Below are 19,016 nucleotides of genomic sequence, written 5' to 3'. Positions count from 1 at the left end.
CAATCAGTACAGCAGGTTATTTATTTTTAGATCCAGGAGACGGACATGTCATACAGCGGCGAACGAGATACCTTTGCACCCCATATGGCCCTGGTGCCAATGGTTATTGAACAGACCTCACGCGGTGAGCGCTCCTTCGATATCTACTCCCGTCTTCTTAAGGAACGTGTCATTTTCATGACGGGTCAGGTTGAAGACCACATGGCAAACCTGATCGTGGCGCAGATGTTGTTCCTGGAAGCGGAAAATCCGGAAAAAGATATTTACCTGTATATTAACTCTCCGGGTGGCGTTATCACCGCTGGAATGTCAATTTACGACACCATGCAATTTATTAAGCCTGACGTCAGCACCATTTGTATGGGCCAGGCCGCGTCCATGGGCGCATTCCTGTTGACGGCGGGGGCAAAAGGCAAGCGTTTCTGCCTGCCGAACTCACGTGTGATGATCCACCAACCGTTGGGGGGTTACCAGGGGCAGGCGACGGATATTGAGATCCACGCCCGTGAAATCCTGAAAGTGAAAGGGCGTATGAACGAACTCATGGCGCATCATACGGGTCAATCTTTAGAGCAAATTGAACGAGATACCGAACGTGACCGTTTCCTCTCTGCGAACGAAGCCGTCGAATACGGTCTGGTTGATTCAATTTTGACCCATCGTAATTAATGCTCAGGCCGGAGTAGTGCCGCTATAATGAATATCGAGCGGCACTACGCTAGCCAGCGTTTTGCGCCTGGAATGGCATTTGCGTCGTCATGTGCGGCACAAAGAACAGAAAAGAGGTTTTGACTCATGACAGATAAACGCAAAGATGGTTCGGGCAAACTGTTGTACTGCTCTTTTTGCGGCAAAAGCCAGCACGAAGTGCGCAAGCTCATTGCCGGGCCGTCCGTGTATATCTGCGACGAATGTGTTGATCTGTGTAACGACATTATTCGCGAAGAGATTAAAGAAGTTGCGCCCCATCGCGAGCGCAGTGCACTGCCGACCCCGCACGAGATTCGCCATCACCTGGACGATTATGTAATCGGTCAGGAACAGGCGAAAAAAGTGCTGGCCGTCGCGGTATACAACCACTACAAACGTCTGCGTAACGGCGACACCAGCAATGGTGTTGAGCTGGGCAAAAGTAACATTCTGCTGATCGGGCCGACCGGTTCCGGTAAAACATTGCTGGCTGAAACGCTGGCGCGCCTGTTGGATGTTCCGTTTACCATGGCGGATGCCACCACCCTGACCGAAGCGGGTTATGTGGGTGAAGACGTTGAAAACATCATCCAGAAGCTGTTGCAGAAGTGCGATTATGACGTACAAAAAGCGCAGCGCGGCATCGTCTATATCGATGAGATCGATAAGATCTCGCGTAAATCTGACAATCCGTCCATCACCCGAGATGTATCCGGTGAAGGCGTACAGCAGGCGTTGCTGAAACTAATCGAAGGTACCGTGGCAGCCGTACCGCCGCAGGGTGGACGTAAACACCCACAGCAGGAATTCTTACAGGTTGATACCTCCAAGATCCTGTTCATTTGCGGCGGCGCATTTGCTGGTCTGGATAAAGTGATTTCCCATCGTGTTGAAACCGGTTCTGGCATCGGCTTTGGCGCGACGGTGAAAGCGAAATCCGAAAAAGCGAATGAAGGCGAACTGCTGGCGCAGGTCGAGCCTGAGGATCTGATCAAATTTGGTTTGATCCCGGAGTTTATTGGTCGTCTGCCGGTGGTGGCAACCCTCAACGAGCTGAGCGAAGAAGCGCTGATTCAGATCCTCAAAGAGCCGAAAAATGCCCTGACCAAACAGTATCAGGCGCTGTTCAATCTTGAGGGTGTAGATCTGGAATTCCGCGACGAAGCGTTGACGGCTATCGCTAAGAAAGCCATGGTGCGTAAAACCGGTGCACGTGGTCTGCGTTCCATCGTCGAAGCGGCGTTGCTGGACACCATGTATGATCTGCCATCTCTGGAAGAGGTCGATAAAGTGGTGATCGATGAGTCCGTGATTGCCGGACAAAGCAAACCACTACTGATCTACGGTAAGCACGAAGCGCAACAGGCATCTGGTGAATAATTCACCAATCCATACATACAGTTAATGAAAAAGGGGGGATTTTATCTCCCCTTTTATTTTTCCTGATTCTCGCCGTTGAATGTGTGGGAAACATCCCCATATACTGCTTTACATGTTAATGGTGCGTGTTGCACAGTCACGTCACCGGATTACCTGGCGGACATTAAACTAAGAGAGAGCTCTATGAATCCTGAGCGTTCTGAACGCATTGAAATCCCCGTATTGCCGTTGCGCGATGTGGTGGTTTATCCGCACATGGTCATACCCCTGTTTGTTGGGCGGGAAAAATCTATCCGTTGTCTTGAAGCGGCCATGGACCATGATAAAAAAATCATGCTGGTTGCGCAGAAAGAAGCGTCAACGGATGAGCCGGGTGTAAACGATCTTTTCACCGTCGGGACCGTGGCCTCTATTCTGCAGATGCTGAAACTGCCTGACGGCACGGTTAAAGTGCTGGTGGAAGGTCTGCAGCGCGCGCGCATTACCACGCTGTCGGATAATGGCGAACATTTCACGGCTAAAGCGGAATACCTCGATTCCCCGGCCATTGATGAGCGCGAGCAGGAAGTGCTGGTACGCACTGCCATCAGCCAGTTTGAAGGCTATATCAAGCTCAATAAAAAAATTCCACCGGAAGTACTGACTTCGCTCAACAGCATTGACGACCCTGCGCGCCTGGCCGATACCATTGCCGCGCATATGCCATTGAAGCTGGCTGACAAACAGTCCGTACTGGAGATGTCCGACGTTAACGAACGTCTGGAATATCTGATGGCGATGATGGAATCGGAAATCGATCTCCTGCAGGTCGAGAAACGTATCCGCAATCGCGTCAAAAAACAGATGGAAAAATCCCAGCGCGAGTACTATCTGAATGAGCAGATGAAGGCCATTCAGAAAGAACTCGGCGAGATGGATGACGCGCCGGATGAAAACGAAGCGCTGAAACGTAAAATCGACGCGGCCAAAATGCCAAAAGAGGCGAAAGAAAAGGCCGAAGCCGAGCTGCAGAAACTGAAAATGATGTCTCCGATGTCTGCGGAAGCCACCGTGGTCCGTGGTTATATCGAGTGGATGATTCAGGTTCCGTGGTATGCGCGCAGCAAAGTGAAAAAAGATCTGCGTCAGGCGCAGGAAGTGCTCGATACCGACCACTATGGCCTTGAGCGCGTCAAAGACCGCATTCTTGAGTATCTCGCGGTGCAGAGCCGCATGAACAAACTCAAAGGCCCAATCCTGTGTCTGGTTGGACCGCCAGGGGTAGGTAAAACCTCTCTGGGGCAGTCTATCGCCAAAGCGACCGGGCGTAAGTATATTCGTATGGCGCTGGGCGGCGTGCGTGACGAAGCGGAAATTCGCGGTCACCGTCGTACCTATATCGGTTCTATGCCGGGCAAACTGATCCAGAAGATGGCGAAAGTGGGCGTTAAAAACCCCTTATTCCTGCTTGATGAGATCGACAAAATGTCCTCGGACATGCGTGGCGATCCGGCATCTGCACTGTTAGAAGTGCTTGATCCGGAACAGAACGTTGCATTTAGCGACCACTATCTGGAAGTGGATTACGATCTCAGCGATGTTATGTTTGTCGCGACGTCTAACTCCATGAACATTCCGGCACCGCTGCTTGATCGTATGGAAGTGATCCGTCTTTCCGGTTACACGGAAGATGAGAAACTGAATATCGCGAAACAGCATCTGCTGACGAAACAGATCGAACGCAATGCGCTGAAACCGACAGAACTGACCGTGGATGACAGCGCCATCGTCGGCATCATCCGTTATTACACCCGTGAAGCGGGCGTGCGTAGCCTTGAGCGCGAAATCTCTAAATTGTGCCGTAAAGCCGTGAAACAGCTGCTGCTGGATCCCTCGTTGAAACATATCGAGATTAACGGTGACAACCTGCACGATTACCTGGGTGTTCAGCGCTATGACTATGGTCGTGCGGATGATGAAAACCGTGTGGGCCAGGTAACCGGACTGGCGTGGACCGAAGTCGGCGGTGACCTGCTGACCATCGAAACCGCGTGTGTACCAGGTAAAGGCAAGCTGACCTATACCGGTTCGTTGGGTGAAGTCATGCAGGAATCCATCCAGGCAGCACTGACCGTGGTGCGTGCTCGTGCTGAAAAACTCGGCATTAACGGGGATTTCTACGAAAAACGCGATATCCATGTTCACGTACCGGAAGGGGCTACGCCGAAAGATGGTCCGAGCGCCGGTATCGCGATGTGTACTGCGCTGGTTTCTTGCCTGACGGGCAACCCGGTACGTGCTGATGTGGCGATGACAGGGGAAATTACCCTGCGTGGTCAGGTACTACCGATTGGTGGTCTGAAAGAAAAACTGCTGGCGGCACACCGTGGCGGGATCAAAACCGTGCTGATTCCTTATGAGAACAAGCGCGATCTTGAGGAAATTCCGGAAAACGTCATCGCTGATCTGGACATCCATCCGGTTAAGCGCATTGATGAGGTTCTGGCGCTGGCACTACAAAACGAACCCTTTGGTATGCAGGTCGCGACCGCAAAATAGTGACCTCGCGCAAAGAGCGTTGATAAAAACAAGGCTGGTAAGGCATTTCGGACTTGCCAGCCTTTTTTTGTATAGCTAATTTAGATTGCTGGTTGGGTGTGTCATCAACAACTGGTGTTGTAAGGGCATGACAGGCCTGATATAACTGCTGCGCGGTCGCGCTGTGAAGGACTCAGGCGCGATATAAATTATAAAGAGAGGAAGAGAAGAGTGAATAAATCTCAACTGATAGACAAGATTGCCGCGGGAGCTGACATCTCTAAAGCGGCTGCTGGACGTGCGTTAGATGCTTTAATTGCTTCTGTTACTGAATCTCTGAAAGAAGGGGACGATGTAGCGCTGGTAGGTTTTGGTACTTTTGCCGTTAAAGAGCGTGCTGCGCGTACAGGCCGTAACCCTCAGACCGGTAAAGAAATCACTATCGCCGCAGCTAAGGTTCCAGGCTTCCGCGCAGGCAAGGCACTGAAAGACGCGGTTAACTGATCGCTTTCCCGGTGGGAAGGTGAAAAGTACAAGGGCGCATCGAGAGATGTGCCTTTTTTATTTATTCAGTCACTCTTATCTGAGTTTCTGCGAGTTGTGGGCTGACAATTGCCCCCTTTTCTTGTCAAAATACGACCCTATACGCAGCGTCGGGAAACTGAGTGACTGCGCGAGGTCTACAGTCACCTACAGCGGAGTGTTGTTACACCATGATGGACAATTTACGCACGGCAGCAAACAGCATCGTGCTCAAGATCATTTTCGGCGTCATTATCGTGTCGTTCATTTTGACCGGCGTCAGTAGCTACCTTATTGGCGGTAACAATAATTATGCCGCAAAGGTTAATGACCAGGAGATTGGTCGCGCGCAATTCGAAAATGCGGTTGCCAGTGAACGTAATCGTATGCAGCAGCAACTGGGTGACCAGTTCTCAGAGCTGGCCGCGAATGAAAACTACATCAAATCTATGCGTCAGCAGGTGCTGAACCGTCTTATTGACGAAGCATTGCTGGATCAGTACGCGCATAACCTGCACCTGGGCATCAGCGATGAGCAGGTTAAGAAAGCGATTTTCTCCACTCAGGCTTTCCAGACCAACGGTAAATTCGATAACGACCGTTTCAACGGTATCGTCAACCAGATGGGTATGAGTGCGGACCAGTATGCGCAAGCGCTGCGCAATCAGTTGACATCTCAGCAACTGATCAACGCAGTTGCCGGCACTGATTTTATGCTGAAAGGTGAGACGGACGAGCTGGCGGCGCTGGTTTCCCAACAGCGCGTTGTGCGCCAGGCGCTGATCGACGTAAATGCGCTGGCGGCAAAACAGAGCGTAAGCGACCAGGAGATTGCCGGTTTCTATGAGCAGAACAAAACCCGCTTTGTCTCCCCTGAGCAGTTCCGCGTCAGCTATATCAAGCTGGATGCGGCCAATATGCAGCAGAACGTCAGCGACGCGGATATTCAATCTTACTATGATCAGCATATGGATCAGTTCACGCAGCCGCAGCGTAATCGCTATAGCGTGATTCAGACCAAAACGGAAGATGATGCGAAAGCCGTACTGGACGCGCTGAGCAAAGGGGCTGATTTTGCCGCACTGGCGAAAGAAAAATCTACCGACATCATCTCTGCCCGTAACGGCGGTGATATGGGGTGGCTGGAGCCGGCCACCACACCTGACGAACTGAAAAATTCGGGCCTGAAAGACAAAGGCCAACTGTCAGGTGTGATCAAATCTTCCGTTGGCTTCCTGGTGGTGCGCCTTGACGACATTCAGCCTGCAAAAGCGAAACCGCTGAGCGAAGTGCACGATGAGATCGCCGCAAAAGTGAAGCAGGATAAGGCGCTCGATGCCTGGTACGCTTTGCAGCAGAAGGTGAGCGAAGCTGCAAGCAACGATAATGAGTCTCTGGCGGGCGCTGAGCAAGTCGCCGGGACAAAAGCCGTTGAAACCGGCTGGTTTAGCCGTGACAGCCTGCCGCAAGAACTCAATTTTAAACCGGTTGCCAATGCTATCTTTGATGGTGGTCTGGTCGGGGTGAACGGTGCGCCAGGCAGTAACTCTGACATTATTACTGTCGATGGTGACCGTGCCTTTGTGCTGCGTGTGAGCGAGCATAAAGCAGAAGCGATCAAGCCACTGGAAGAGGTTAAAGCTCAGGTCAGTGATATCGTTAAGCACAACAAAGCGGAGCAGCAGGCCAAACTGGATGCTGACAAGCTGATCGCTGAACTGAAAGCGGGTAAAGGCGACGATGCGCTGAAAGCCGCAGGGTTAAGCTTTGGTGCAGCCAAAACATTGACCCGTACCGGTCAGGATCCGATTAGCCAGGCCGCATTTAGCCTGCCGCTGCCGGAGAAAGACAAACCGGGTTATGGCATAGCGAACGATGCTCAGGGCAATGTCGCGATTCTGGCGTTGGATGAAGTAAAAGCCGGTACTATGCCGGACGATCAGAAGAAAGCGATGGTTCAGGGAATTACCCAGAACAATGCCCAGATTGCTTTCGAGGCACTGATGACCAACCTGCGTAAAGAGGCCAAAATTAAACTTGGCGCCATTATGGAACAGCAGGAATAACGAGACGCCTCCCACAAATATTGCAATGCTTTGCAATTCAAAAGGCCGCTTTCGCGGCCTTTTCCACATTTGTCATCCGCCATTTGTACCGTTTTCCCCGCTTGTTTATCGTAGCGTCGTTGTTAAACACCAAGGAGAAACAGCATGAAACATGGAATCAAAGCACTTCTACTGACCCTGTCTTTTGCCTGCGCTGGCATTAGCCATAATACGCTGGCGGCCCCTGCCGATACTGGCGCCAAAGCCCCTGCAGTACAAACTAAAGCCGATAATGGCGCGACGCCGGTGGCCAAAACACCTGACGCGGTAAAAAGTGCCGACGAGGATGGCACCAGAGTCAGCATTAACACGGCCAGCGCCGAGGATCTGGCGCGGGTGATGAATGGCGTGGGAATGAAAAAAGCCCAGGCGATAGTCAGCTACCGGCAAGAATACGGGCCGTTTAAAACCCTGGACGATCTCAAGCAGGTGCCTGGTATGGGGAGCGCGCTTGTTGAACGCAACCTCGGAAACCTGACGCTGTAAAAGATGGGGCTTGCGTAGTCGCGAAATTTTGCCAGACTAAAGAGGTCATACCAGTTATGGCCTCTGTTCCTATAACAAAAGTGAAGGTTAAAGCGCTATGCAGACTCAGATCAAAGTTCGTGGTTATCACCTCGATGTCTATCAGCATGTGAACAATGCCCGTTATCTGGAATTCCTGGAAGAAGCGCGTTGGGATGGGCTGGAAAACAATGAAAACTTTAAGTGGATGACGACGAACAACATCGCGTTCGTGGTCGTCAACATCAATATCAACTACCGTCGTCCTGCCGTGCTGGGCGATCGTCTGACCGTGACCAGTCACGTTAAACAGATTAATGGACGAAGCGGCGTGCTTAGTCAGGTCGTGACGCTGGAGCCTGGAGGCGAAGTGGTAGCCGACGCACTGGTGACCTTTGTGTGTATCGATCTGAAAACGCAAAAGGCGCTGGCGCTGGAAGGGGAGTTACGTGAAAGGCTGGAGGAGATGATCCGCGAAGAGGCGTGACACTACAGCAAACTCACCCGGATGCGGCACAAATGCCTTATCCGGGCGACGCGATTATCACAGTGGATACACAATGTAGCCAGGGTAAGCGGACCCGGGAATGTCGACCGAGACGTTAGCCCAGATCAGTAAAAGCAAAACGGCAATATTTTTAGTGTTTGCTCCCTCTCTCCGTGGAGAGGACACCTGGCCGCACAGCAGGTAGCCCGGGTAAGCGCAGCGCACCCGGGAAACCAGAAGGGTGCGTTACTTCAACCCGGTTTTCTTTTTCATGGCAGCCATCACCCCGGCCTTATCGGCCAGGTAGTGGCGCAGACCATTCGCCCGCAGGTTACAGGCGGCACAGTGTCCACAGCCATCGCCTTTGATGCCGTTATAGCAGGTCAGCGTCTCATTGCGCACCAGTTCCAGCTTGCCCCAGTAATCGGCCAGCGCCCAGGTTTCGGCTTTGTCTATCCACATCAGTGGCGTTTCAAAGCGAATGTCTTTCGCCATGCCCAGATTCACCGCATGGTTCAGGGCTTTGACAAATTCGTCACGGCAGTCCGGATAACCCGAAAAGTCGGTTTCGCAAACGCCGGTAATCACTGCCTCGGCCTGCACCTGATACGCATAAATCGCCGTCAGGGTTAAAAACAGAATATTGCGCCCGGGCACGAACGTATTCGGGATACCACTGGCATCAGGCTGATAATCCGGCACCGGGATGCTGTCGCGTGTCAGGCTACTGACCGCCAGTTCATTCAGTAACGTCACATCAAGGACTTTATGCGCTCGGGCGCCTGACTGTAACGCCAGTTCGCGCGCCACATCGATTTCCGCACGATGACGCTGACCATAATCGAAGGTGACACAATGCACTTCATCGTATTGTTGCAACGCCTGAATCAGACAGGTTGTAGAGTCTTGCCCGCCACTGAACACGACTACGGCACGTTTCATAAGGAATCCCGGTATTCATTCATAAAGGCGCTATGGTAGCGCGTGCGGATTGCCTCGACCAGCTTCTTCACCGCGCCGGGGCCGGTAGCCAGGCCTGAGTAAAATCAAACCAGCCACGAGTGTTCAGTCGAATGCCTTCGACGCCAGGGGGGGCGCTAATGCGATACTGATAATTAAACAGCGGTGTCAGTATGGCCTGATCCATCAGATGGCTGAATACCGCCTGCAACGCCTCGCTACGTGCAGTTTCATCCGGCACGCTTTGCACGGCATCGAGCGTCGCCTGCATATGAGAAAATTGCGCGCGGCTGAGTACATTGGGCCAGACCGGATCGCAGCGCAGCCACTGTTCCAGGGCATACTCCGGGGCTTCGCCAATCAGCCTGTCCCCCATCATTAAATCCGCCTGTGCCAGTGCACTGCACCCATCCCAGGTCTTCGCATCATGAAAGATCAGCGTAACTTCGCAACCGAGCACGGCCAGATAATGTTTGAACTGTTGCGCCATGGTGTGTAACTCCACTGGCAGATGGTAAAGCAGGGTTAACCTGGACGGTAGCTCAACACTCTCATCCGGCGGCCACCGTGGAATCGTCCAGCCAGGGAGTAGCTCTTTACTGGGCGTAATGAGATTTTCATCCAGTGGCAGCGTGTCCAGCAACGACGTCTGATGGATGATCTGCACAAGCCGCCGTGATTGTGCCGGAGTGAGATTTGCGCCAATACGCTGTGTCAGATAACAAAACCCCAGGCTGACACTGTTACTCACGGGCTGCAGGTGCACGAGCTCATCGGGTTCGCCAATCGCAATCTGCACAGGATGACGACAACTGGTCCCGAGATTCTGCTCAAAAAGCTGCGGTGTAATCCAGAACTCCACAGCTTTCAATAAGGGATGGGTGAGGTGGTACTGCTCATGACTTTCCAGCCTGACCAGGTCATTACTGAATGAGGTAAGACGGAACGGCCCGGTACCGATAAGCGGCATTTGCGGATGCGCCAGTGTGGTGGCATAGCTGGCAAGCCGGTGCGCCAGCCAGAAATCCGGATGATGTAGCGTAAACGTCAGGCAGTGTGAGTGGGTGGCCTCCACGCTTTTGACGCTGGCAAAAAGTGTCCGTAAAGCGGGCAGCTCAAGGAGAAGCATAAAGCGCGTTTGTAACTGGCGAATATCCACAACATCGCCGTTGTGCCAGTGCAGCGTCGTGCGAATATGAAACCGCCAACGCAGCTTGTCCTCGCTAATATCCCAGTGATGCGCTAAATCGCCCTGCGGTAAAAAGCTATCGTCAACGAAGCGCGTCAGGCCAGAGAAGATTTGCCCGGCAAGATGCTGTTCCGCCCGGCCGGGTAAGAACCCCTGGCGTAGCGGCTCCAGGGGACGGTAGTAAGGAATGCGCAACGTCGGGGTGTCGTTTTGCCAGAGCCCGCCGAGGAAGGGGTTCAGTAAGATGCGCAAATCTTCCGGTGCGAGCTGCGCCAGCGCCAGCGCATTTTGTTGCTGACCCTCATTAAGCGCCTGCTCCATCATCTCCTGGCGCAAGGATTCCGGCGTGCGCAAAAACTGTAACGCCGCACGTTTACCCCGGCCGGAACGGGAGTCCCAGTGCAGCCAGCCTGCTTGCTGCATTTGACGTAACAGCGTACGCATATGGCGTTCGCTGCAAAAACAGCGTGTGGCAAGTTCTGCCACGCTGACCTGTTGCGCTTCGCCTGATGAGACCTTCCAGAGGCGCTGGTATTGATTGAGTCGGTTAAGAAGTCGCATAAACCCGGAACAATTATCTCTATCTGCTCACTATTACTTCCGTATATATCAGGCAATACTTCTGCGCAATACACGGCATCACATCTGGAGATGAAATATGGCCCGGCTGGCTGCTTTTGATATGGACGGTACTTTGCTCATGCCCGATCACCGCCTTGGTGAGCAAACGGTGGCAACGTTACGCCGTTTGCGTGAACGCGACATTACTCTCACTTTTGCGACCGGCAGGCATGCGCTGGAGATGCGCAAACTTATCGACATTCTCGCGCTGGACGCTTTTTTGATAACCGGTAACGGCACACGCGTCCATTCTCTGGATGGGGAGCTTTTACATCGCCAGGATCTTGATCCCGAAGTGGCTGAACTGATACTTCACAGCAAATGGGATACGCAAGCCAGCATCCATGTGTTTAACGATGACGGCTGGATGACGGATAAACCTGTCCCGGAGGCGTTGGACGAACATATCTACAGCGGGTTCACTTACCAGTTGATGGATCTAAAGCGGCTGCCTGCCCATGACGTGACCAAAGTCTGTTTTGTGGGAGAACATGACGACCTGTGCCGCCTGCGCATCCAGCTTAATGAGGCGTCAGGCGGACGCGCTAATTTATGCTTTTCCGCGTCTTATTGTCTGGAGGTATTACCGCTCGGTTGCAACAAAGGGTCGGCGTTGGCCATGCTCAGCTCGCGGTTGGGCGTGCCGATGCAGGATTGTATGGCGTTTGGTGACGCCATGAATGACAGAGAGATGCTGGCAAGTGTAGGGCGCGGCATGATCATGGGAAATGCCATGCCACAGTTGCGTGCCGCGCTTCCACACTTACCGGTTATCGGACACTGCCGCGATCAGGCCGTATCGCACTTCTTAACGCATTGGCTGGATACACCTAATCTTCCTTATTCCCCCGAATGATGAGATCTTTCCAGCAGCCAGGTTGAATACCTGGCTTTTTTATTTCACCAGCGCGTTAATTTCTTCCTGCCATGGGCGAACATCGCCGATGTTGGCTTCAACCCACAGCGGGTTGTAGTAGGTATCAAGATAACGATCGCCACTGTCACACAGCAGGGTCACGATAGATCCGCTCCGCCCCTCGTCGCGCATACGCGACGCCAGTTGTAATGCTCCCCACATATTAGTGCCGGTCGATGCGCCAACCCGACGGCCCAATTGTGTTTCCAGCCATTGGGCCGTCGCCACGCTGGCAGCATCGGGTACCCTCAGCATCTCGTCCACGACATCAGGAATAAATGACGGTTCAACGCGTGGTCGGCCAATCCCTTCAATTTTACTCCCCACCGCAGAGCGTAGCCCTGCCTCGCGGGTTTGCCAGAAATCGAGAAACACCGAGTTTTCTGGATCTACCACCATCAGTTCAGTGCTGTAGCCCTGGCAACGAATATAACGCCCGATAGTTGCCGATGTGCCGCCCGTCCCGGCACTCATGACGATATAGTCCGGCACCGGATGTGGCTCGTTTTTCATCTGGCGAAAAATGCTGTCTGCAATGTTGTTATTACCCCGCCAGTCGGTGGCGCGCTCGGCATAGGTAAACTGATCCATATAATGGCCATTCAGCTCGCGAGCCAGCATTTCTGAGGCCGCATAAATCTCGCAGGCGCTCTCCACGAAGTGACAGCGACCCCCGTAAAATTCAATCTGCTCGACTTTTCGTTTGGCTGTGCAATAGGGCATAACAGCAATAAACGGTAACCCCAGCAGACGGGCAAAATAAGCTTCTGAGACTGCCGTTGAGCCGGATGACGCTTCAATAATGGTGGTGCCTTCTTTAATCCAGCCGTTGCAAAGACCATAGAGAAAGAGCGAACGCGCCAGACGATGTTTGAGACTCCCGGTTGGATGTGTACTCTCATCTTTCAAATAGAGCCGAATGCCGGGAAAAGCAGGCAGTGCGAGACGGATCAGGTGCGTGTCCGCAGAGCGCTGATAATCGGCATTGATTTCGTTAATAGCATGCTTAACCCAGTCACTGTTCATACATCATTTCCATTTATCATTTTGTGCCCAGATTAGCGGAAAATGCAGGAAAAATTGTTGCCATTTAAACTTTGAAATAGACTGTTAAGAGAAAAATTTTCTCCCGGAAGACGTAATGCTAGATAAAATAGATCGTAAGTTGCTTTCTTTGCTCCAGCAGGACTGCACACTCTCTTTGCAGGCGCTGGCAGATGCCGTTAATCTGACCAGCACGCCATGCTGGAAACGTCTAAAGCGGCTGGAGGAGGAGGGCATCCTTCTCGGGCGCGTGGCCGTGCTGGATGCGGAGAAACTTGGCCTGAGTCTGACCGCATTTGTGCTGATCAAAACCCAGCATCACAGCAGCGACTGGTATTGTCGTTTCACCGCTGTAGTCTCGGAAATGCCGGAAGTCCTGGGATTCTGGCGTATGGCGGGGGAGTATGATTACCTGTTACGCGTTCAGGTTGCGGACATGAAGCGTTATGACGACTTCTACAAAAAACTGGTTAATAGTGTGCCTGGCTTGTCCGATGTGACATCCAGTTTTGCGATGGAACAGATTAAATACACCACGGCTTTGCCCATTGAATAACCCTCCCGGCGGTAGCCGGAAAAATCACGTTCAGGATGTAACCGCGTGCGATTATTTGCTCAGTTAAGCTGGTACTTTCGCCGGGAGTGGCGACGTTATCTCGGTGCTGTAGGCCTGCTTATCATTATTGCGATTTTACAACTCGTCCCGCCTAAGGTGGTGGGGATCATTGTTGACGGCGTTACCCGCCAGCACTTTACCTCGTCGCAGGTCATGATGTGGGTAGGTGCGCTGGTGCTGATTGCTATCGTCATCTACCTGCTGCGTTATGTCTGGCGCGTCTGGTTGTTTGGCGCGTCGTATCAACTTGCTGTCGAGCTACGCGAAGATTTTTACCGCCAGCTCAGTCGCCAGCATCCGGAATTTTATCTGCGCCACCGTACCGGTGATTTAATGGCGCGCGCCACGAATGACGTTGACCGGGTGGTGTTCGCCGCCGGGGAAGGTGTGCTTACGCTGGTGGATTCACTGGTGATGGGCTGTGTGGTGCTGGTGGTGATGTCCACGCAGATTAGCTGGCAATTGACGCTGCTTTCCCTGTTACCCATGCCGATTATGGCCATTTTTATTAAGCATTACGGTGACCAGTTGCATCAGCGCTTCAAGCTGGCGCAGGCGGCGTTCTCCTCGCTTAATGATCGTACCCAGGAAAGCATGACCAGCATTCGCATGATCAAGGCGTTTGGTCTGGAAGACAGGCAATCGGCGCTGTTTGCCGCCGAAGCGGCTGATACCGGGGCGAAAAACATGCGTGTAGCCCGCGTCGACGCCCGTTTTGATCCGACCATTTATATTGCTATCGGTATGGCAAATTTGCTGGCGATTGGAGGCGGGAGTTGGATGGTGATTCAGGGCTCGCTCACACTGGGGCAGCTCACCAGCTTCACCATGTATCTTGGATTAATGATTTGGCCGATGCTGGCGCTGGCCTGGATGTTTAACATCGTTGAGCGCGGTAGCGCCGCTTATAGCCGTATCCGCGATATGCTGGCGGAAGCGCCGGTTGTCACCGACGGCACTGAACCGGTTCCGGAAGGGCGCGGTAGCCTGCAGATTGCGATTCGTGAGTTTACTTATCCGCAAACGACACATCCGATTTTGTCGAATGTGAACGTCTCTCTGTTACCTGGCCAGATGTTAGGGATTTGCGGACCAACGGGGGCGGGTAAATCCACCTTGCTGTCGCTGATTCAACGCCATTTTGATGTTGAGCAAGGGGACATTCGTTTCCATGGGGTGCCGCTGACGCAACTGAAACTTGATGACTGGCGCAGCCGCCTGGCGGTGGTGAATCAGACGCCGTTCCTGTTTTCCGATACTGTCGCCAGTAATATTGCGCTGGGCAAACCTGGCGCGACGCAGGAAGAGATTGAACATGTGGCACGACTGGCCAGCGTACATGAGGATATTTTGCGACTGCCGCAGGGCTACGATACCGAAGTTGGCGAGCGTGGCGTGATGCTCTCCGGCGGGCAAAAGCAGCGTATCTCTATTGCGCGAGCGCTGTTGCTTAATGCAGAGATTTTGCTCTTGGATGATGCGCTCTCTGCCGTGGATGGCCGCACCGAGCATCAGATTTTGCACAACCTGCGTCAATGGGGGGAGGGGCGTACGGTGATTATCAGCGCCCATCGCCTGTCGGCGCTCACGGAAGCCAGTGAGATTTTAGTGATGCAGCATGGACATATCGGGCAGCGCGGACAGCATGAACAGCTTGCGCGTCAGCCCGGCTGGTATCGCGATATGTATCGCTATCAGCAACTGGAAGCGGCGCTGGATGACGCCCCTGAGGAGGCGGTTGATGCGTAAGTTTGTGCAGCAGTGGCCCACCCTGAAACGTCTGCTGGTTTACGGTTCCCCGTGGCGTAAACCACTGACAAAAGCCGTCGTGATGCTGTGGGTTGCGGCGGCGGCGGAAGTCTCCGGTCCGGCGCTAATCAGCTACTTTATCGATAATATGGTGGCCAGGAGCTACCTGCCTGTTGGTCTGGTGGCGGGAATGGTCGTGGCCTATATTGGCCTGCAGATGCTGGCGGCCGGGCTGCATTATGCCCAGGCGTTACTGTTTAACCAGGCCGCCGTCGGCGTGGTGCAGCGGTTGCGTACCGACGTGATGGATGCCGCGTTGCGACAGCCGCTGAGCGCGTTCGATACCCAGCCTGTCGGGCAGATCATTTCACGAGTGACCAACGATACCGAAGTGATCCGCGATCTCTATGTGACGGTGGTGGCGACGGTATTGCGCAGTGCGGCACTGATTGGCGCAATGCTGGTGGCGATGTTCAGCCTCGACTGGCGCATGGCGCTTGTCGCGATTTGCATCTTCCCGGCAGTGATCATCGTGATGTTGATTTATCAGCGTTACAGCACGCCGATTGTACGCCGCATGCGGGCCTACCTGGCCGATATCAACGATGGTTTCAACGAAATCATCAATGGGATGAGCGTAATTCAGCAGTTTCGCCAGCAGGCGCGATTTGGTGAGCGCATGGGGTCGGCAAGCCGTTCCCATTATCTGGCGCGAATGCAGACGCTACGCCTCGACGGCTTCCTGTTGCGTCCCTTACTGAGCCTGTTTTCCGCGCTGGTGCTGTGTGGCCTGTTAATGCTGTTTGGTTTTAGCTCGGCTGGCACGATGGAAGTGGGGGTGTTGTATGCCTTTATTAGCTACCTTGGCCGCCTGAATGAACCGTTAATTGAGCTGACGACCCAGCAGTCGATGCTCCAGCAGGCGGTAGTAGCCGGGGAGCGTGTCTTTGAGTTGATGGACTGTCCACGCCAGACTTATGGTTATGACGATGAGCCGTTAAAAAGCGGAGCGATTGAGATTAACGATGTCTCGTTTGCTTATCGCGATGACAGTCTGGTACTGCAGGATATAAGCCTGAATGTCCCTCCCCGCAGCTTTGTGGCCCTCGTGGGGCATACCGGCAGCGGTAAAAGCACGCTCGCAAGCCTGCTCATGGGGTATTATCCGCTGACCAAAGGGGAAATTCGTCTGGATGGCCGACCGCTGTCCGCGCTGAGCCACAGCACATTGCGTAAAGGGGTGGCGATGGTGCAGCAAGACCCGGTGGTGATGGCGGATACCTTCTTCGCCAACGTTACGCTGGGGCGCGATATTTCAGAGGAGCAGGTCTGGCATGCGCTGGAGGTTGTACAACTGGCCGGGCTGGCGCGTGACATGCCGGAAGGGATTTATACCCGCCTGGGCGAGCAGGGGAATAATCTCTCCGTCGGGCAGAAGCAATTGCTGGCGCTGGCCCGTGTTCTGGTTGATACGCCGCAAATCCTGATTCTGGATGAAGCCACGGCAAACATCGACTCAGGCACCGAAAAAGCCATTCAGCAGGCGCTGGTGGCGGTCAGGCAGCGCACGACACTGGTCGTGATTGCACACCGACTTTCAACGATTGTCGAGGCGGAAACTATCCTTGTTCTCAATCGCGGCCAGGCCGTTGAACGGGGTACGCATCAGCAACTGCTTGAGGCAAAAGGGCGCTACTGGCAGATGTACCAATTGCAACTGGCAGGAGAAGAGCTCGCCGCCAGCGTCCGAGAAGAATCGCTAATCGCCTGATGCACCAAAATTAAGCATGCTACTAACAGGATTCGCTGTTGGTGCAAAAAAGTAACGCACCACGCACTGTCGTGGTGCGTTTTTCTTTTCCAGGAACAATCTGAACCATTCCCATTTTCATCGCTGCGCTATGACAACCTTCTTCTACGGCTTAACAACCTGAAATTTTCCCGTTTTTCAATTTTGGCACACCGCTTGCAATATCTCTGGCGTGTTAGCTGCGGCCATTATCGATTTTCGACTGGAGGGGGATCTATGAAGCTGGTTACCGTGGTAATTAAGCCATTCAAACTGGAAGACGTTCGTGAAGCGCTGTCTTCAATTGGTATTCAAGGGTTAACCGTGACCGAAGTGAAAGGTTTCGGACGTCAGAAAGGGCACGCTGAGTTGTACCGCGGTGCGGAGTACAGCGTTAACTTCCTGCCAAAAGTGAAGATTGATGTGGCGATTGCTGACGATCAGCTTGATGAAGTAATTGATGTCATTAGCAAAGCGGCCTACACCGGAAAAATTGGCGACGGCAAAATTTTCGTTGCTGAGCTGCAACGCGTCATTCGTATTCGTACCGGCGAAGCCGACGAAGCGGCACTGTAATACCTGGCACACAGTGAGGGGATGGGTAAATGAAGAAAGCAATATTAAAAGCGGGTCTGGCCTCGCTGGCTCTACTGCCATGTCTGGCCATGGCAGCCGATCCGGTTGTCGTCGATAAAGCCGACAATGCCTTTATGATGATTTGCACCGCGCTGGTGCTGTTTATGTCAATTCCGGGCATCGCCCTGTTCTATGGTGGTTTAATCCGCGGTAAAAACGTTCTTTCTATGCTGACGCAGGTTGCGGTTACCTTCGCGCTGGTATGCGTACTGTGGGTGGTTTACGGCTACTCTCTGGCCTTTGGCACTGGCGGCAGTTTCTTCGGTAGCTTCGACTGGGTGATGCTGAAAAACATTGAGCTGAAAGCGCTGATGGGCACCATCTATCAGTATATTCACGTCGCGTTCCAGGGGTCGTTTGCCTGCATTACCGTCGGACTGATTGTCGGCGCGCTGGCAGAACGTATCCGTTTCTCTGCGGTACTCATTTTCGTCGTGGTATGGCTGACACTCTCCTACGTGCCGATTGCACACATGGTATGGGGCGGCGGTCTGCTGGCAACGCATGGCGCAATGGACTTTGCAGGTGGTACTGTTGTTCACATTAACGCCGCCGTTGCCGGTCTGGTGGGGGCTTACCTGATTGGTAAACGTGTCGGTTTCGGTAAAGAAGCCTTTAAACCGCACAACCTGCCGATGGTGTTTACCGGTACAGCGATCCTCTACTTTGGCTGGTTTGGCTTCAACGCGGGTTCTGCGAGCGCGGCGAACGAGATTGCCGGTCTGGCTTTCGTGAACACCGTGGTGGCAACAGCGGGCGCGATTCTCTCCTGGGTCTTCGGTGAGTGGGCTCTGCGCGGCAAACCGTCTCTGTTGGGCGCCTGTTCTGGTGCGATTGCCGGCCTCGTGGGTATCACCCCGGCTTGTGGTTACGTTGGTGTGGGTGGCGCGCTGATCGTGGGTATCGTTGCAGGTCTGGCGGGGCTGTGGGGTGTGACTGCTCTGAAACGCTGGCTGCGTGTTGACGACCCTTGCGATGTGTTCGGTGTCCATGGCGTGTGCGGTATCGTGGGTTGTATCATGACGGGTATCTTCGCAGCCACATCTCTGGGCGGCGTGGGTTATGCCGAAGGCGTGACCATGGGTCATCAGGTTCTGGTACAGTTGGAAAGTATCGCCATCACTATCGTATGGTCTGGTATCGTTGCCTTTATCGGTTACAAACTGGCTGATATGACCGTAGGGCTGCGTGTTCCGGAAGATCAAGAACGCGAAGGGCTGGACGTCAACAGCCACGGCGAGAACGCCTACAACGCCTGATCGAACTGAGTTATCTCCTGAGCAACAAAAGC

The 19,016-nt window shown here is 53.4% G+C and carries 16 protein-coding genes; 13 read left to right on the top strand and 3 right to left on the bottom strand.

Translation table 11 applies throughout. From position 1 onward, the window contains the following. Positions 1–45 precede the first annotated feature (45 nt). The 7 genes from clpP to L2097_RS13725 all read left to right on the top strand — a co-directional run bounded on the left by clpP (position 46) and on the right by L2097_RS13725 (position 8,205). Complete coding sequence (gene clpP, locus L2097_RS13755; RefSeq protein ID WP_041852501.1) at positions 46–669, top strand: ATP-dependent Clp endopeptidase proteolytic subunit ClpP; 624 nt, start codon at positions 46–48, stop codon at positions 667–669. A 126-nt stretch (positions 670–795) separates the two neighbouring features. Next, positions 796–2,070 carry an ATP-dependent protease ATP-binding subunit ClpX gene (gene clpX, locus L2097_RS13750; RefSeq protein ID WP_041852500.1) on the top strand — a complete coding sequence of 425 codons (1,275 nt, stop codon included), beginning with the start codon at positions 796–798 and terminating at the stop codon, positions 2,068–2,070. A 183-nt stretch (positions 2,071–2,253) separates the two neighbouring features. Then, complete coding sequence (gene lon, locus L2097_RS13745; protein ID WP_047371578.1) at positions 2,254–4,608, top strand: endopeptidase La; 2,355 nt, start codon at positions 2,254–2,256, stop codon at positions 4,606–4,608. Positions 4,609–4,818: 210 nt separating this feature from the next. Then, entirely contained in the window at positions 4,819–5,091 is a 273-nt protein-coding gene (gene hupB / locus L2097_RS13740) for a nucleoid-associated protein HU-beta (RefSeq protein WP_041852498.1), read from the top strand. Between the two features lie 209 nt (positions 5,092–5,300). Beyond that, the gene (ppiD, locus tag L2097_RS13735; protein ID WP_250353033.1) at positions 5,301–7,175 is read left to right on the top strand and encodes a peptidylprolyl isomerase; all 1,875 of its coding nucleotides are present in this window, start codon (positions 5,301–5,303) and stop codon (positions 7,173–7,175) included. A 144-nt stretch (positions 7,176–7,319) separates the two neighbouring features. Continuing rightward, a complete protein-coding gene (locus L2097_RS13730; protein ID WP_047371576.1) occupies positions 7,320–7,700 on the top strand; it encodes a helix-hairpin-helix domain-containing protein in 381 nt (126 codons plus the stop codon). 97 nt (positions 7,701–7,797) lie between these two features. Then, complete coding sequence (locus tag L2097_RS13725) at positions 7,798–8,205, top strand: YbgC/FadM family acyl-CoA thioesterase (protein ID WP_041852495.1); 408 nt, start codon at positions 7,798–7,800, stop codon at positions 8,203–8,205. 246 nt (positions 8,206–8,451) lie between these two features. Here L2097_RS13725 and queC read toward each other — a convergent pair whose 3' ends face one another. Then, complete coding sequence (queC, locus tag L2097_RS13720; protein WP_085006838.1) at positions 8,452–9,147, bottom strand: 7-cyano-7-deazaguanine synthase QueC; 696 nt, start codon at positions 9,145–9,147, stop codon at positions 8,452–8,454. Positions 9,148–9,214: 67 nt separating this feature from the next. After that, positions 9,215–10,915 carry an SgrR family transcriptional regulator gene (locus L2097_RS13715; RefSeq protein ID WP_250353032.1) on the bottom strand — a complete coding sequence of 567 codons (1,701 nt, stop codon included), beginning with the start codon at positions 10,913–10,915 and terminating at the stop codon, positions 9,215–9,217. Positions 10,916–11,012: 97 nt separating this feature from the next. Between L2097_RS13715 and cof the strand changes: the two genes are divergently transcribed. Continuing rightward, on the top strand, positions 11,013–11,831 hold the full coding sequence (gene cof, locus L2097_RS13710) for an HMP-PP phosphatase (RefSeq protein WP_250353031.1): 819 nt from the start codon (positions 11,013–11,015) through the stop codon (positions 11,829–11,831). A gap of 39 nt (positions 11,832–11,870) precedes the next feature. Here the strand turns inward: cof and L2097_RS13705 are convergent, their stop codons facing one another. Continuing rightward, positions 11,871–12,917, bottom strand: coding sequence for a PLP-dependent cysteine synthase family protein (locus L2097_RS13705; protein ID WP_250353030.1), 1,047 nt, complete (start codon positions 12,915–12,917; stop codon positions 11,871–11,873). A gap of 115 nt (positions 12,918–13,032) precedes the next feature. On the opposite strand from L2097_RS13705, the gene L2097_RS13700 reads away from it, so the two are divergent. The 5 genes from L2097_RS13700 (at position 13,033) to amtB (ending at position 18,984) form a co-directional block, all read left to right on the top strand. Then, positions 13,033–13,491 (top strand): Lrp/AsnC family transcriptional regulator, encoded by a 459-nt coding sequence (locus L2097_RS13700; RefSeq protein ID WP_041852490.1) that lies wholly within the window; start codon positions 13,033–13,035, stop codon positions 13,489–13,491. 45 nt (positions 13,492–13,536) lie between these two features. Further along, entirely contained in the window at positions 13,537–15,300 is a 1,764-nt protein-coding gene (locus L2097_RS13695) for a SmdA family multidrug ABC transporter permease/ATP-binding protein (protein ID WP_250353029.1), read from the top strand. Further along, a complete protein-coding gene (locus L2097_RS13690; protein WP_250353028.1) occupies positions 15,293–17,071 on the top strand; it encodes a SmdB family multidrug efflux ABC transporter permease/ATP-binding protein in 1,779 nt (592 codons plus the stop codon). The genes L2097_RS13695 and L2097_RS13690 overlap by 8 nt, the downstream gene beginning before the upstream one ends. 255 nt (positions 17,072–17,326) lie before the next feature. Continuing rightward, positions 17,327–17,665, top strand: coding sequence for a P-II family nitrogen regulator (gene glnK / locus L2097_RS13685; protein WP_002891893.1), 339 nt, complete (start codon positions 17,327–17,329; stop codon positions 17,663–17,665). 29 nt (positions 17,666–17,694) lie between these two features. Beyond that, positions 17,695–18,984: an ammonium transporter AmtB gene (gene amtB, locus L2097_RS13680; protein ID WP_047371569.1), complete on the top strand. Its 1,290-nt coding sequence runs from the start codon at positions 17,695–17,697 to the stop codon at positions 18,982–18,984. Positions 18,985–19,016 lie beyond the last annotated feature (32 nt).

Origin of the sequence: Citrobacter sp. MNAZ 1397 (assembly GCF_023613995.1) — a bacterium.
In the GTDB taxonomy this organism is placed as follows: Bacteria; Pseudomonadota; Gammaproteobacteria; order Enterobacterales; family Enterobacteriaceae; genus Phytobacter; species Phytobacter ursingii.
Note: the sequence above shows the minus strand (reverse complement) of the source record. Positions and strands in the feature narration are given on the sequence as shown.

Excerpts from the sequence above, each read along its gene's own strand:
- clpP (WP_041852501.1), top strand. The coding sequence starts at position 46 with ATGTCATACAGCGGCGAACGAGATACCTTTGCACCCCATATGGCCCTG.
- clpX (WP_041852500.1), top strand. The coding sequence starts at position 796 with ATGACAGATAAACGCAAAGATGGTTCGGGCAAACTGTTGTACTGCTCT.
- lon (WP_047371578.1), top strand. The coding sequence starts at position 2,254 with ATGAATCCTGAGCGTTCTGAACGCATTGAAATCCCCGTATTGCCGTTG.
- ppiD (WP_250353033.1), top strand. The coding sequence starts at position 5,301 with ATGATGGACAATTTACGCACGGCAGCAAACAGCATCGTGCTCAAGATC.
- L2097_RS13730 (WP_047371576.1), top strand. The coding sequence starts at position 7,320 with ATGAAACATGGAATCAAAGCACTTCTACTGACCCTGTCTTTTGCCTGC.
- L2097_RS13725 (WP_041852495.1), top strand. The coding sequence starts at position 7,798 with ATGCAGACTCAGATCAAAGTTCGTGGTTATCACCTCGATGTCTATCAG.
- queC (WP_085006838.1), bottom strand. The coding sequence starts at position 9,147 with ATGAAACGTGCCGTAGTCGTGTTCAGTGGCGGGCAAGACTCTACAACC.
- L2097_RS13715 (WP_250353032.1), bottom strand. The coding sequence starts at position 10,915 with ATGCGACTTCTTAACCGACTCAATCAATACCAGCGCCTCTGGAAGGTC.
- cof (WP_250353031.1), top strand. The coding sequence starts at position 11,013 with ATGGCCCGGCTGGCTGCTTTTGATATGGACGGTACTTTGCTCATGCCC.
- L2097_RS13705 (WP_250353030.1), bottom strand. The coding sequence starts at position 12,917 with ATGAACAGTGACTGGGTTAAGCATGCTATTAACGAAATCAATGCCGAT.
- L2097_RS13700 (WP_041852490.1), top strand. The coding sequence starts at position 13,033 with ATGCTAGATAAAATAGATCGTAAGTTGCTTTCTTTGCTCCAGCAGGAC.
- L2097_RS13690 (WP_250353028.1), top strand. The coding sequence starts at position 15,293 with ATGCGTAAGTTTGTGCAGCAGTGGCCCACCCTGAAACGTCTGCTGGTT.
- glnK (WP_002891893.1), top strand. The coding sequence starts at position 17,327 with ATGAAGCTGGTTACCGTGGTAATTAAGCCATTCAAACTGGAAGACGTT.
- amtB (WP_047371569.1), top strand. The coding sequence starts at position 17,695 with ATGAAGAAAGCAATATTAAAAGCGGGTCTGGCCTCGCTGGCTCTACTG.